Annotated in this window: 13 protein-coding genes; 3 read left to right on the top strand and 10 right to left on the bottom strand. The window is 67.1% G+C overall.

Annotated features, from left to right (window positions below; all coding sequences use genetic code 11):
• The 10 genes from I7X18_RS23950 to I7X18_RS23995 form a co-directional block, all read right to left on the bottom strand.
• On the bottom strand, positions 1-1,728 hold the full coding sequence (locus tag I7X18_RS23950; protein WP_193046484.1) for an MCE family protein: 1,728 nt from the start codon (positions 1,726-1,728) through the stop codon (positions 1-3).
• Complete coding sequence (locus I7X18_RS23955; protein WP_226863709.1) at positions 1,729-2,916, bottom strand: MCE family protein; 1,188 nt, start codon at positions 2,914-2,916, stop codon at positions 1,729-1,731. It abuts the gene before it with no gap.
• A complete protein-coding gene (locus tag I7X18_RS23960) occupies positions 2,913-4,313 on the bottom strand; it encodes an MCE family protein (RefSeq protein WP_193046485.1) in 1,401 nt (466 codons plus the stop codon). Before I7X18_RS23960 ends, I7X18_RS23955 begins: the two co-directional genes overlap by 4 nt.
• The gene (locus I7X18_RS23965) at positions 4,310-5,368 is read right to left on the bottom strand and encodes an MCE family protein (RefSeq protein WP_193046486.1); all 1,059 of its coding nucleotides are present in this window, start codon (positions 5,366-5,368) and stop codon (positions 4,310-4,312) included. The genes I7X18_RS23960 and I7X18_RS23965 overlap by 4 nt, the downstream gene beginning before the upstream one ends.
• Positions 5,361-6,395 carry an MCE family protein gene (locus I7X18_RS23970; RefSeq protein WP_193046487.1) on the bottom strand — a complete coding sequence of 345 codons (1,035 nt, stop codon included), beginning with the start codon at positions 6,393-6,395 and terminating at the stop codon, positions 5,361-5,363. The genes I7X18_RS23965 and I7X18_RS23970 overlap by 8 nt, the downstream gene beginning before the upstream one ends.
• The gene (locus I7X18_RS23975) at positions 6,395-7,597 is read right to left on the bottom strand and encodes an MCE family protein (protein WP_193046488.1); all 1,203 of its coding nucleotides are present in this window, start codon (positions 7,595-7,597) and stop codon (positions 6,395-6,397) included. Before I7X18_RS23975 ends, I7X18_RS23970 begins: the two co-directional genes overlap by 1 nt.
• A gap of 3 nt (positions 7,598-7,600) precedes the next feature.
• The gene (locus I7X18_RS23980; RefSeq protein WP_193046489.1) at positions 7,601-8,443 is read right to left on the bottom strand and encodes an MlaE family ABC transporter permease; all 843 of its coding nucleotides are present in this window, start codon (positions 8,441-8,443) and stop codon (positions 7,601-7,603) included.
• Between the two features lie 34 nt (positions 8,444-8,477).
• Complete coding sequence (locus tag I7X18_RS23985; RefSeq protein WP_193046490.1) at positions 8,478-9,242, bottom strand: MlaE family ABC transporter permease; 765 nt, start codon at positions 9,240-9,242, stop codon at positions 8,478-8,480.
• A 261-nt stretch (positions 9,243-9,503) separates the two neighbouring features.
• Entirely contained in the window at positions 9,504-10,427 is a 924-nt protein-coding gene (locus I7X18_RS23990) for a 3-oxoacyl-ACP reductase (protein WP_193046491.1), read from the bottom strand.
• A 13-nt stretch (positions 10,428-10,440) separates the two neighbouring features.
• A complete protein-coding gene (locus I7X18_RS23995) occupies positions 10,441-10,632 on the bottom strand; it encodes a ferredoxin (protein ID WP_193046492.1) in 192 nt (63 codons plus the stop codon).
• 179 nt (positions 10,633-10,811) lie between these two features.
• On the opposite strand from I7X18_RS23995, the gene I7X18_RS24000 reads away from it, so the two are divergent.
• Genes I7X18_RS24000 through fadD17 form a run of 3 tightly spaced genes read left to right on the top strand, consistent with a single transcriptional unit; the run spans position 10,812 to position 14,609 of the window.
• Entirely contained in the window at positions 10,812-11,990 is a 1,179-nt protein-coding gene (locus I7X18_RS24000) for an acyl-CoA dehydrogenase family protein (protein ID WP_193046493.1), read from the top strand.
• A gap of 16 nt (positions 11,991-12,006) precedes the next feature.
• The gene (locus tag I7X18_RS24005) at positions 12,007-13,104 is read left to right on the top strand and encodes an acyl-CoA dehydrogenase family protein (protein ID WP_193046494.1); all 1,098 of its coding nucleotides are present in this window, start codon (positions 12,007-12,009) and stop codon (positions 13,102-13,104) included.
• On the top strand, positions 13,101-14,609 hold the full coding sequence (fadD17, locus tag I7X18_RS24010; RefSeq protein WP_193046495.1) for a long-chain-fatty-acid--CoA ligase FadD17: 1,509 nt from the start codon (positions 13,101-13,103) through the stop codon (positions 14,607-14,609). Before I7X18_RS24005 ends, fadD17 begins: the two co-directional genes overlap by 4 nt.
• The last annotated feature ends 24 nt before the right edge of the window (positions 14,610-14,633 follow it).

Genomic DNA, 14,633 nt, shown 5'->3' on the forward strand with positions numbered 1-14,633 from the left:
TCACATCTGCCTTGGAGCCATCATCAGGTCTGCCCAGTTTTCCGCAGACGCCAGTTTGTCAGCGCCAGGGGCATACACGCCAGTTCCGCCGGCCGGGTCGGCGAAAACGCCGGTTCTGGTGTCGTAGGTGGTCGTCATCGGGGCGCTCGCCACCGCAGCTTCAGCGGGCAGCGGCGACCCCGGGAGCGGCACACCGTTGACCGAGTTGCCCGGTGGTGGCGGTGACGGCACCGGTGCGGGCGCGGGCGGGGCCGGCGGCGCGGGTGGTGTCCTGCCGTACGGCGGAGCGACCTGGTCCGGCGGCGCGTAGAACGGCAGCGGCGGCGGGACTCCGGGCTCGTTGGGCGGCGACGGCAGCGGGAACGGCCCGTGCGGCGCCGGTCCGGGCCCGGGCGGTACGCCGGGCGGGAGCTGCACCGCGGGCGGCCCGGGATCGGGATCGACCTGCGGCGGGATGAACGGGAATTTGTTCTGCGGCAAGATCATCCGGGGATCCTGGATGGGCTCACCGATGGGGATCGGCGGTCCGCGCCAAGGGTTGCTGCCGATCGGCACGAAGCCCTTGGGGTCGCGGCACTGCTGCACCGTGGCGGCGCGCTTACCGGGGAACTCCATGCACGGATAGTTCCGGGCGCCACGCACGACCGAGGGGTCGTTGTGCGGCGCCTTGCAGTACAGGTCGGTCGGCAGATCCCGCAGTGCCGTATCGGCGGGCGACCGGATCGAGGTCGCCGGTAGGAATCCGACCGAACACGTGGGCGGGTCGTTGAGGTGAATCTTGAAGTCCAGCTTGCCGCCCTCGTCCTGCGGCACACCGCCCGCGACGGTGTTCAGCGCGGCCAGCAAGGCTGGGAAAATCACCAGCGCCTGTTCGATCGACTTGTGGTAGATCACCCCGATGCGGCCGAAGTTCGCCAGGTTGGCGGCCAGCACGGGAAAGGTCGGCCGGATGCCCTCGAACGTGGTGTTGGCCGCCTGGGTGGCGCCGGGCGCCGTCTGCAACGTCGTGCGGAACTGCGCATCAGCCCCGGCCAGGTTGCCGGTGACGTCGGCCAGCCCGTCTGCCAGCGAACGGATGTCGTCGCCGCTGCGGAGCTGGGCGTCGAGGAACGGCCCGGCCTGGTCGATCAGTTGCGAGACCTCGTCGTAGTTGGCGTTGGCCTCGTCGACCAGGAGCCGCGACGATTGGATCAACCGGGACAGCTCGGGGCCGGATCCGTTGAACGCTTTGAACGTCTCGCGCAACACCTCCTGGATCCGGCTGTCGCCGATGCTGGTGACCAGCTTGTCGGCCTCCTCGAGGAGCCCGGAGATGTCCTGGCCGATCGCGGTCCGGTCCAGCCCGATGTTCGCCCCGTCGCGCAACATCGACTGCGACGCCCGCTCCGGCGGCACCAGGTCGATGTACTGCTCACCGATCGCCGAGACGCTCTTCACCGTCGCGGTGACGTTCGCGGGCACCGGGGTGCCGCTGTTGAGTCGCATCTGGGCGACGATGCCGTCGTCGGCCAGACCCACCTTCTCGACGCGGCCGACCGTCACACCGCGATAGGTGACGTTGGCGTTCTCGTATAGGCCGCCGCCGGCGGTGAATTTGGCGGTGACGTTGTACGCCCCTATGCCCACCGCCGCAGGCAGGTGCAGATAGAACAGCGAGATCGCGCCGACGGTCAGCACCGTGACGACGGCGAAGATCGCCAGTTGGAGTTTGGTCAGCCGGGTCAACATCTAGGGCGCCGCCTCGTGTTGGGTGGCCGTGCCCGGCGGGATCTTGAACGGATCCGCCGCCTGACCCGACAGGTTGGCCATCGAACCGGTGAGGAAGTCCGGTGGGTTGACGACTTCACTGATCCGCTTCATGTTCGGGTCGAGACCGAGAGAGGTGGTGAACACCGACTCCCCGATTCGCCGCAACGTCAGGTCGAACGTGGTGAACACGTTCAGATAGTCACCGCGCACCGCGTTGCGCAGGTATTTGTAGTGGAACGGGAACGTCGGCAGCAGCTCGAGTGACTTGATGAAGTAATCGGCGTTGTCGTTGAGCGACTTGATGACCGGGTAGAGGTCCTTGAGGTCCGCGGTGAAGTCGGTCTTGGTCTCCGACAGCATCCGCGACGCCACGACGGCGAAGCTGCGCAGCGCGCCGAAAGCGTCGACGATGTTGGTGCGGTTGTTGTTGAGCACCTCCAGCGCGGCGGGCAACGTGTCGAGGGTGCGGCCCAGGCTGTCCCTGCTGCGGGCCAGAATCCCGGCGAACCGGTTGAGCCCTTCGGCCGCGGCGATGATGTCGGCGGTCTGACGGTCCAGCGAGGTGGTCAGCTCGGCGAGGCGCGGGACCAGGTCGGTGAAACTGTCCTGACGGCCCGCCACCGCGGCGTACGCCTCATCGGTGATGTCCTGCAGAGCACCGAGATTACCCTTGTTCACCACGACGCCGAGTGCCGAGAGCACCTCTTCGGTGCTGGGGTAGCGGCCGGTGCGGTCGAGCGGGATGTTCGAGCCGTCCTTGAGCTTCCCAATCTCCGGTTCGCCTACCGGAGCGGCTAATTCGATGTGCTGACTGCCCAGCAGCGAGGTCTGGGCCACCTTCGCGGTCGCGTTCTCGGGCAGAGTGACGTCGCCGTCGAGGGACAGCTGGACGGCGGCGTAGAACGTGCCATCTGACCGTTGAACCGCGTTGACGCCGGACACGCTTCCGACCGTGACGTCGTCGATCATCACCGGCGAGTTCTGCGGCAGGACCGAGACATCCGGCAACTGGACGGTGATCTTGTAGGAGCCCGAACCGTGGCCGGCGGTACCCGGCATGTTCAGCGAGTTGAGGCCGCCGAACTGACACCCGGCCAGCAGCAGCACCCCGCCGCCCAGCGCGATCGACCGGAAGCCGACCCGGGAGACGTTGCGTCGCAGCGTCATCGCGGACCCCCCTCCACCGGCAGCGGTGCCAACGGCACGCCATTGAGAGAGTTACCCGGGGGCGGGGGTGGCGGCGCGGGAGCCGAAGGCCGTGCCGGTGCTGCGGGAGCCGGGGGCAGGAACAGATTGTTCAGATCCTGTTCGGCGGCGGCGGGGTCCGGCGGGGTTACCCCGGGTGCGTTCTGCCACTGCAGGTATGGCACGGGCGTCTCCGCCTTGGCTTCGGTGGCCGGGGTGTCGTACTGGATCTGTCCCTTGTATGCGGTGATGCTGTTGATCGGGTGGAACAGCAGCGGCGGGAAGTTCATCGCGATCCGCTTGAACACGGGCCCCATGCGTTGACGGCAGATCTCCGCGCGCTTGTAGTTGTCCGGGTTCGCCGCCGCGTCGAACGTGCCGCCGCAGATGAACTGGATCGGGTTGGCGAAGTTCGGCAGGGTCAGCAGACCGCCGACTGTGCCCTGGGCGGGGTTGTAGATGTTGTAGAAGTTGGCCAGACCGTTGGGCGTCACGTGCAGGATCTGCTCGACGTCCTCGCTGTGGTCGGTGAGGATCTGGGTGAAGTCGGCCAGCCGGCTGACCTGTCCGATCAGGGCATCGTTGTTCTCGTCGAGCAGGTCGCGGACGTCGACGAGCGCCTGGTTCAGGGTGCCGAGTGTGTTGTCGAGGTCGGCGGTGCTCTCGGCGAGCACCTGCGACACCGAGGCGACGTGGTTGGAGAACTGCACGATCTCTTCGTTGCTGTTCGACAGCGCATTCACCAGCACCTGCAGGTTGCGGACAGTGCCGAACAGGTCGGTGCGCGAGTCGCCGAGACGGCCGGCTGTCTGTGACAGTTCGCGCAGCGCCTGCCGGAACGAGTCACCGTTGCCGTCGAAGGTGTCGGCGGCCTGGTTGACGAACGAGCTCAGCGGGCCCTGCATCGAACCCTGTTGCGGGCCGAGCTGCGTGCTGAGCGCGGTGAGCTGCTCTTTGACCTCGTCCCACTCGACCGGGACGGCGGTGCGGTCCAGGCCGATGCTGGTGCCGTCCGCCATGACCGGACCGCCCGTGTAGGCGGGCGTGAGCTGGATGAACCGGGCGGCCACGAGGTTCGGCGCGATCATCAGCGCCTTGGCATCCTCAGGCACCTGCACGCCGTGGTCGAGCGTCATGGTCACCTTGACGTCTTCGGCCCGCGGATCGATCGAGTTGATCTTGCCGACCGGGACGCCGACGATGCGCACCTCGTCACCCGGGTACAGGCCGACCGCCGAGGTGAAGTAGGCGGTGATCTTGTTTCCGGTGCGGGAGGGCCACACCAGGTAGACCCCCACCGCCAGCGTCACCACGAGCAGGGCCGCCAGGCCCACCCGCATCCAACGGCCGCGCGACTTCACTGAATCCCCTTGTGTCATGGTGACTTCGGCCTGATGATCATGCGCTCCGAGATGTAGCCGCGAAGCATGTCGGACAAGCTGTCGGGCAGTTTGCCGGGCTGGAAGTAGGTGTCCAGCAGCACTTCAGCGATGGGTGCCGGCGGCAGGCCGAAAAGGTTGATCTGGAACCCGGGGCCCGATCCCACGACCTCACCGAGGGCGGTTGCGTACGGCGGCAGCCTGCGCAGCGCCTCACCGATGTGCTCGCGGCGCTCCAACAGGTTGTCCATCACCAGGGTGAGCTTCTCCAGCGCGGGGCCGAATTCGCGGCGGTTGTCGTTGACGAATCCCGAGAGCTGTACGGACACATCGTCAATTCCGGCGATCAGGTTGCTCAGTGCCTGACGCCGCTCGTCGAGGGCGGCGAACAGCAGATTGCCGTCGGTGATGATCTGGTTCACCTGGCCGGCCCGCTGCGCCAGCGTGTCCGAGACCCGCTTGGCGTGGCCCAACAGCTGTTCGAGTGCCTCGTCGCGGGCGTTGATGCTCCGCGACAGGTTGGTGATCCCGTCGAGCGCACCGCGCAACTGCGGGGTGGCGTCGCGCAGCGAGTCGGTCAGCGTCGACAGCGCCTGCTCGAACCGCGGCTTGTCCAGCTCACCGACGTTGCGGCCGAGGTCCTGCAACGCGGTGTTCAACGTGTACGGAGTCGTGGTGCGCCCCAGGGGGATCACCGTGGAAGATCCGGCGCCCTGGGGTGTCACCGAGAGCGACTTCTGGCCGAGGACGGTGTCGGTCTTGATCGCGACCATCGACTGGTCCCCGACCCGCACCTCGCGGTCGACGGTGAACGTGACCTTCGCGGCGTCACCGGCGAGTGCCACGCCGCTGACCTTGCCCACCAAGATGCCCGAGACGTTGACGTCGTTGCCGGGCGTGATGCCACCGGCGTCGGAGAAGTAGGCCTCGTAGGACTTGCCCTGCGGGAAGAACGGCAGGCTGCTGTAGCCGAATGACACCAGCACGAGGCACGTCACAACAGTTATGCCGAAGATCCCGGTGCGAAGCGGATTGCTGCTGTCAGGCCTACTCATTCTCGGCGCACCTCCCCTTGGACGGATCCGGCGGGCCGCCGAACGGAATCAGGATGTCGCTACCGGCGGGCCCGTTGATCTTCAGTCGGGTCGAGCAGTAGAAGATGTTGAAGAACGAACCGTAGGCGCCCAGGGCGTTGAGCCGCAGGTAATTCTCGGCCAGCGGCTCGATCACCTTGTTGACGTCGGCCTTGCGGTCGTCCAGTCGCTGCGCCAGCGGACGGGCGTTCTCGAGGATGCCCTGAAGCGGCCGGCGCGACGTCTGCAGCATCTCGGTCAGATCGTTCTCCGCCGTCGCGAGCGGTTGGATCGCACCGGCGATCGGGTCGCGTCCCTGGGCCAGCCCGGTGATCAGCTGCTGAAGCTGGTCGACGCTCGCGTCGAACTGCGCGCCCTTCTCGTCGAGCGTGCCCAGCACGGTGTTGAGGTTAGTGATCACATCGCCGATCAACTGGTCCCGCGCGGCGAGGTTCTGGCTGAACGATCCGGTGGTGGCCAACAGGTTCGACAGCGCGCCACCCTGCCCCTGCAACAGTTCGATGACGGCGGTGCTCAACTCGTTGACCTTCGCGCCGTCGAGACCCTTGAGCACCGGACGCAGCCCGCCGAGCAGCGCGTCGAGGTCGAGCGCCGGTTGCGTGTTCTGCTTGGGGATGGTCGCGCCGGCGGGTAGCTTGCGCAGTTCGCCCGGCCCGCTGGTGATTTCGAGATAACGGTCGCCGACGAGGTTCTCGTAGCGCACCACTGCCCGTGTCGAGGTGTACAGCTGATACTTGTCGTTGACGTCGAACTCGACGTCGACGGTGTTGTCCTCGTTGAGCTTGATGCTCTTCACCGCGCCGACCGGGACGCCCGCGATCCGCACGTCCTGGCCGGCCTTCAGCCGCGAGGCCTCGGTGAAATTGGCGTGGAACGAGTTGCCGGAGGCGAACCGGAACTCACCGAACACCACCACGAGCATGGCGGCGACCAGCAGCATCGCCACCGTGAAGATGCCGACGTTGACCAGGTTCCCTTCGCGCTTCATCAGTATTCGTCCTTCTCGGCGAACGCGCCGTTGAACAAGAACTGCAGTGTCGACGGGGCGTCGAACTGAAGTTCGGTGTTCGGCTGGTACGGCACGTAAGCGTTGTCGGTGACCAGGAACGGGGTGTGATACCAGGAGCCCCCGAACTGCTTGCTGGGCGCGATCGGCAGGCCGCGACAGTTGGGACCGCCGGAAGCGTTGACGATGGGCAGGCTCTCCGGGTACGTGTACGCCGGCGACCCGGGCAGGAAGTTCGACGACACGAACAGGCCGGGCCGGATACCGCCGATGATGGGAGCGAACCGGTCGATGGTGGAGCCGGTGCCCTCGAGTATGCAGTCGATCACCGGGGAATACTCACCGGCGACCTTCAACGGCGCCCGCAACCGCTGAATTGCCGCGATGTAGTTCTCGGCGGCCGGTTCCAACGTCGCGGTGCCGTTGTTGGCCAGGCCGGTGGCGGCCAACAGAGTCGTGTTCAGGTTGTCCTGCTGGTCCACGATCGTGTTGCTGAGCGTCGGCGCATTGTCGAGGATGCGCGCGATGCTCGGGCCGGCGTCGCCATAGATGTCGGTGACTTCGGCGGCCTTGCGGAAATCCTCCTGCAGCGTGGGCAGTTTCGGATTGAGCTGCTGCACGTAATAGTTGATCCCGGCCAGCATGGACCCGAGATCGTCACCGTTGCCACGCAACCCCTCTGCCAGCGCGCTGATGGTCGCGTTGAGATTGATCGGGTCGATCTTGGCGAGCACATCCGTCAGGGTCTGGAACAGCGTGTTGACCTCGAGCTGGACGTCGGAGGCCTGGACCTCGGCGCCAGGGCGCAACGAGGTCTGCTGCGCCTTCTCCGGCGGGATGAACTCCACCGCCTTGGCGCCGAACACCGTGGTGCCCGCGATGCGCACCGGAGCGTTGGACGGGATGTAGCGCATCTCGTCGCTCCGGATGGCCAGCGTGAGCTTCGCCTGGTTCCCGGCGTCCTCGATGGATTTGACCTCGCCGATCTGGATTCCGCGGTACTTCACCTTGGCGTCGGTCTCCATGACCAGGCCCGCGCGGGGCGAGACGACGGTGACGGTGTCGGTGGAGGTGAATGCGGCCGTGTACGAGAGGTAGGTGAACACCGTCGCGGCAACCAGGATCGTCGCCAGGATTGCGGCGGCGATGCGGACGTGACTGCGTTTCGCCTCGATATCTGCCATCGCTTATCCTGACAGGTTGAAGTTGCCGGACGCGCCATAGACGGCGAGCGAGATGAACAGGGTGATGGTGACGACCACGATCAGCGACGTCCGTACGGCTTGGCCTACCGCGATGCCGACACCGACCGGACCGCCGGAGGCGTTGTAGCCGTAGTAGGTGTGCACCAGCATCACCGCGATCGACATGACGATGGCCTGGAGGAACGACCACAGCAGGTCGGTAGGCACCAGGAAGGTGTTGAAGTAGTGGTCATAGAGGCCTGAGGACTGCCCGTTGATGTAGACCGTGGTGAATCGGGCCGCGAAGAACGCCGCGAGCACGGACAGTGAGTACAGCGGCACGATCGCGATCAGCCCGGCCATCAGACGCGTCGAGACCAGATACGACACCGAGTGCACGGCCATCGATTCGACGGCGTCGATCTCCTCGGCGACGCGCATGGCGCCCAGCTGCGCCGTGGTGCCCGCGCCGATGGTGGCTGCCAGCGCGATACCCGCGATCACCGGTGCGACGATGCGTACGTTGAGGAAGGCCGACAGGAACCCGGTCAGCGCTTCGATACCGATATTGCCCAGCGACGAGTAGCCCTGGACCGCGATGACGCCGCCGGAGGCCAGCGTGAGGAACGCCGCGACGCCGACCGTCCCACCGATCATCACCAGCGCGCCCGCACCCATGGTCATCTCGGCGATGAGCCGGATGGTCTCCTTGCGGTAGCGGGTCAGCGCGTTGGGGACGTAGCGAATGGTCTCGCCGTAGAACAGCGCCTGCTCGCCGATGGTGTCCACGGCTCTGGGAGCCCACCGGAAGGCGCGGCGCAGTCGGACGGTGGCGTCGAAACTCATGATGTCGTTCTATTCGCGTGAAGGCTCATATTCGCTACCGCACCAGCACCCGGACGCCGATGGCCGTCATGATCACGTTGATCACGAACAGGCAGATGAAGGCGTACACCACGGTCTCGTTCACCGCGATGCCGACGCCCTTCGGCCCGCCTTGCACGGTCAGTCCGCGGTAGCAGCCGACCAGCCCGGCGACCACCCCGAACAGCAGCGCCTTGATCATGGCCAGCACCAGCTCGCCGAGCCCGGTGAGCACCGTGAGTCCGTTGATGAATGCGCCCGGGTTGACGCCCTGCAGGAAGACCGAGAACACGTATCCGCCGGCCAGACCGATGGCGCACACCAGACCGTTGAGGAGTAGCGCCACGAACGTCGAGGCCAACACGCGGGGCACCACCAGGCGCTGGATCGGATCGATGCCCAGCACCCGCATCGCATCGATCTCTTCGCGGATGGTGCGCGCGCCGAGGTCGGCGCAGATCGCCGTCGCACCCGCGCCCGCGACCACCAGCACCGTGACCACGGGTCCCAGCTGGGTGACGGTGCCGAACGCGGTGCCGGCACCCGACAGGTCGGCGGCCCCGATCTCGCGTAGCAGGATGTTGAGCGTGAACGCCACCAGGACCGTGAAGGGGATGGCGACCAGAAGTGTCGGGATGAGCGAAACCCGCGCGATCATCCACGTCTGGTCGAGGAACTCCCGGAACTGGAACGGCCGCCGAAAGATCTTGACGAAAGTGTCGATGGACATCTCGAAGAAACCGCCCACCGCCCGGGCCGGCGCCGCGAGCTGTTCGATCAACCTCGGCTCCGTTCTCGGGTCGGGTCTGCGAACTCCGGTCGCGGCGAAGATTCGGAGAATTTTCCGCCGGGTCGGCCTTCCCACCCCTGGTTCAGACTGTGCGCTCAGTGAGCCGGATCATATTAACTAGAACACGTTCGCAGTGTCAAAGAACTGTAAAATCCGTCATCGTCGGCTTGTTTTCGCTGGTCAGAGCGCGTGTGATTCAGGCCGTTCTGTAACGTGTTCTACTGCCTCCACAGCGCCTGACAACCGAGACTGTCAGTCTCGCGAGTCCATCAGCGCGGTAGCCGAGAATCCCCGCTCGGGGTCACGCTCAGCAAAGTAACCGCGCAGCTCAGCACTGAGGTCCTCGATGTCCCACGCGGCCGCCTCCGCCGCGAAGTGGGCCTCCGCGACGGGTGCAGCTACCAACGTCACCTTCGGACCGTAGACGATGAACAGCTGTCCGTTGACCCCTTCCGATGCCGGCGAGGCCAGGAACTTCACCAGGGTGACCACGTGGTCCGTCGACAGCGGGTCCACTTGCCCGGTGGGGAGCTCGGGCACGTCCCCGAAAACCCCGGCGGTCATCGCGGTCCTGGCGCGCGGCGCGATCACGTTGGCGCGCACGCCGAACCGTTCGAGCGCCCGGGCGGCCGACAGCGTCAGCGCGGTGATGCCCGCCTTGGCGGCTCCGTAGTTGGGCTGCCCGACCGGACCCGACAGCCCCGCCTCCGAGGACGTGTTGACGATGCGGCCGTACACACGACCGTCGCCGGACTTGGCCTTGGCGCGCCAGTAGGTGGCGGCGTTGCGGGTCAGCAGGAAGTGGCCGCGGAGGTGGACAGCGATCACCGCGTCCCACTCCTCGTCGCTCATGTTGAACAGGATGCGATCCCGGGTGATGCCCGCGTTGTTGACGATGATGCTCAGCCCGCCGAGCCCGTCGGCGGTCTCCACCAGTTCGTCGGCGGTCGAGCGCGCGCTGATGTCGCCGGCGACCGCGACGCCCTTCGACCCGGCGGCGGCGATCTCGTCGAGGACGTCGGAGGCCTCCAGGGCGGCGGCCATGTCGTTGACCACGACGGTGGCGCCGGCACTGGCGAGGCCGATCGCCTCGGCGCGCCCCAGCCCGGCGGCGGCGCCCGTCACGACGGCGACGCGGCCGGACAGATCAGTCAGGTCGTTACTGGGAGTCGTCAATTTATGAATACCTCTAGTCTCGGCGGTTCAGCGCGGCGCGCGGGCATTCGGCGATCGACTGCTCGGCCACGTCCTCCATGTCGGCGGGTACCGGATCGAGCTTGACCACGGCGTAATCCTCGTCGTCCAGATCGAACAGGTCGGGCGCAATTCCCAGGCACACTGCATTGCCCTCGCAGCGATCCCGGTCGACTTCCACTCGCATGACAACCTCCTCGCGACAGCTGTGCGGACGGCCCGCCCGAACGTCGGGGTCAGAATACGACCCGCCAGGACGGCGTGTGCGAAACACCGGCCTGGACCCCAAGACTAGAACGTGTTACAACCGGGTGGAACGGGCGGGCCCGCAGGCCGTCCCGAGAAGCGGCACAGTGAGGACGACGGATGCGGATCGGCTACAACCCCGAGCAGGAGGAGTTGCGCCGCGAATTGCGGTCGTACTTCGCCGAACTCATGACACCCGAGCGGGCCGAGGCGCTGGCGTCCAACGACGGTGAGATGGGGCGGGGCAACGTCTATCGCGAAACCGTCGCGCAGATGGGCAAGGACGGCTGGCTGACGCTGTCGTGGCCCAAGGAGTTCGGCGGCCAGGCCCGCCCTCCCATCGACGGGCTGATCTTCAACGACGAGGCGGCCATCGCCAACGTCCCGGTTCCGTTCCTCACCATCAACAGCGTCGCGCCGACGATCATGGCGTTCGGCACCGAGGAGCAGAAGAACTTCTTCCTGCCGAAGATCGCCTCGGGCGATCTGCACTTCTCGATCGGTTACTCCGAACCCGGTGCCGGCACGGATCTGGCCGCCCTGCGCACCACCGCGGTGCGCGACGGCGATGACTACGTGATCAACGGTCAGAAGATGTGGACCAGCCTGATCGCCTATGCGGATTACGTGTGGCTGGCGGTGCGCACCAATCCGGAAGCCAAGAAGCACCGGGGTATCTCGATGCTGATCGTGCCGACCACCGCCGACGGCTTCTCCTGGACGCCGGTGCACACGATGTCCGGTGTGGACACCAGCGCCACCTACTACCAGGACGTCCGGGTGCCGGTGTCGAGTCTGGTCGGCGAGGAGAACGCCGGCTGGAAGCTGGTCACCAACCAGCTCAACCACGAGCGGGTCGCGCTGGTGTCGGCGCAGCCGATCTTCACCGCACTCGACGGTGTCCGCGAATGGGCGCAGAACACCAAGGACCCGCACGGCCGACGGCTCATCGACTCGGAGTGGGTGCAGCTCAACCTGGCCCGGGTGCACGCCAAGGCCGAGGTGCTCAAGTTGATCAACTGGGAGCTGGCCTCCACCGAGGCCGCGCCGTCGCCCGCCGACGCGTCGGCGGCCAAGGTGTTCGGCACCGAGTTGGCCACCGAGGCCTACCGCCTGCTGATGGAGGTGCTGGGCACCGCGGCCACGTTGCGGCCCGGCTCCCTCGGTGCGCTGCTGCGCGGCCGCGTCGAACGCATGCACCGGTCCTGCCTCATCCTCACCTTCGGCGGCGGCACCAACGAGATCCAGCGCGACATCATCGGCATGGTCGCGCTCGGCCTGCCCCGGGTCAATCGGTAGGGAGCGGAGATTTCACATGGACTTTTCAACACCTGAAGCCGCCGACGATCTCGGCGGCCTGGTTCGCACGATCACCGACTCGGTGTGCACACCCGAGCACCAGCGTGAACTCGACGGTTTCGAGCACCGCTTCGACCGCGAACTGTGGCGCAAGCTGGTCGACGCCGACGTGCTGTCCACGACAGCCCCGGAAGCGCTGGGCGGCGGAGGGTTCGGTGTTCTCGAAGAGGTGGCCGTCCTCGTGGCACTGGGCCGTCAGCTCGCCGCGGTGCCGTATCTGGAGTCGGTGGTGCTCGGCGCGGGCGCCATGGCCGCCTTCGATTCGGCTCAGCTGCACCAGGATTGGGCCGCCCCGGCCGTCACGGGCGAGAAAATGCTGACCGTCGCGCTCGACGGTGAGATGGGGCAGGGTCCGGTCCAGGCTCAGGCGAACGGATCGGGCTACCGGTTGACGGGCTCCCGCACGCTGGTCCCCTACGGGCCGGTGGCCGACGCGTTCCTGGTGCCCGCCGAAGCCGAGGGCGCGATGCGGGTCTTCCTGGTCGCCGCCGGTGATCCCGGTGTGGCGGTGAGCGCGCTGGACACGACGGGCCACGGCAGCATCGGACACCTGGAGTTGTCCGGTGTCGAACTCGACGCCGCGCGCGTGGTCGGCGACGCCGAGGTGTTGGCCTGGTTGACCGTTCGTCAGCACCTCGGCCGCGCGGCATTCCAACTCGGGGTGCTGGAGCGGGCGCTGGAGCTCACCGCCACGTATGCCCGTGAGCGCGAACAGTTCGACCGGCCCATCGGCAGCTTCCAGGCCGTCTCGGCACGCCTCGCGGACGGGTACATCGACGTCAAGGGCCTACGGCTGACGTTGACGCAGGCGGCCTGGCGCGTCTCGGAAGGTCTGCCCGCCGACATCGACGTCGCGAGCGCGGCGTTCTGGGCGGCAGACGCCGGCCACCGCGTCGCGCACACCGCAGTACACGTGCACGGCGGTGTCGGCATCGACACCGACCACCCGATCCACCGGTACTTCCTGGCGGCCAAACAGACCGAGTTCGCGGTCGGCGGCGCGACGGGTCAACTGCTGCGCATCGGCCGCGAACTGGCCGACACCCCGGTGTGACAGTGGGTTCGGACCCCACCGTCGCAAATCTGTTGGCGCCGTTGGTCGACGTCGACGACCGCGGCGTGTACGCCGCCGGGGAGTTCGTCAGCTGGCGCGAGCACATCCGGGACGCAGCGGCCCTGGCCGCGGCGCTGCGGGCGCGACTGACGCCGGACAAACCGCCGCATGTCGGTGTGCTGCTCGGCAACACCCCGTTCTTCTCCAGCGTCCTGGTTGCGGCCGCGCTCGCGGGCCTGGTGCCGGTGGGGCTGAACCCGACGCGGCGGGGTGCGGCGCTGGCGCGTGACATCGCCCGCGCGGACTGCCAGGTGGTGCTCGCCGACGAGGGCGCCCACGTGCCCGACGGAGTCGACTTCATCGACGTCGAATCGTCGCAGTGGCGAACCGAATTGGCCGCCCACCGCGACGCCCCGGTGGAGTTCGGGGCCCCGGGCCCCGATGACCTCTTCATGCTGATCTTCACCTCCGGCACGAGCGGTGAGCCCAAGGCCGTCCGGGTGACCCACGAGAAGGTGGCGTTCCCCGGTCGCATGCTGGCCGACCGGTTCGGCCTGGGTCCGTCGGACACCTGCTACCTGTCCATGCCGCTGTTCCATTCGAACGCCGTGATGGCCGGATGGGCGGTGGGGGTGGCCGCCGGCGGTTCGTTGGCGTTGCGCCGCAAGTTCTCCGCGTCCCAGTTCATCCCCGATGTCCGCCGCTACGGCGCCACCTACGCCAACTACGTGGGCAAGCCGCTGTCCTACATCCTGGCCACACCGCCGCGCACCGACGACGCCGACAATCCGCTGAAGATCCTGTACGGCAACGAGGGTACGCCACGCGACCTCGACCGGTTCGCGCGCCGGTTCGGCGTCACCGTCGTCGACGGCTTCGGATCGACCGAGGGTGGGGTGGCGATCGCCCGGACGCCCGGCACCCCCGAGGGGTCCCTCGGTCCGCTCACCGGTGACGTCGCGATCGTCGACGTCGACACCGGCGAACTTTGCGCACCGGGGCAGGTCGGCGAACTGGTCAACCCGAACGGCCGCGGGCAATTCCGCGGCTACTACAACGACGAGGCCGCCGAGGCCGAGCGGATGGCGGGCGGGATGTACCACACCGGCGACCTGGCCTACCGTGACGAGAACGGCTTCATCTACTTCGCGGGCCGTCTCGGTGACTGGATGCGGGTGGACGGAGAGAACCTCGGGACCGCGCCCATCGAAAGGATTCTGCTGCGGCACAACGACATCACCGAGGTGGCCGTCTACCCCGTCCCCGATCCGGCGGTGGGTGACCGGGTGATGGCTGCGCTCGTGCTCGCACCCGGGGCGGAATTCGACCTCGAGAAGTTCCAGGCCTTCCTCGCCGAGCAGTCCGATCTCGGGCCCAAGCAGTGGCCGTCATACGTCCGGGTCAGCGACGCCCTCCCGCGCACCGAGACGTTCAAGGTGCTCAAGCGGCACCTGTCGGCAGAAGGCACCGACTGCGCGGATCCGGTGTTCGAGATCAGGCGCTGACCTCAGCAGTCAGGGCTAGCGTCG

It is taken from the genome of Mycolicibacterium baixiangningiae (assembly GCF_016313185.1).
Taxonomy (GTDB): domain Bacteria; phylum Actinomycetota; class Actinomycetes; order Mycobacteriales; family Mycobacteriaceae; genus Mycobacterium; species Mycobacterium baixiangningiae.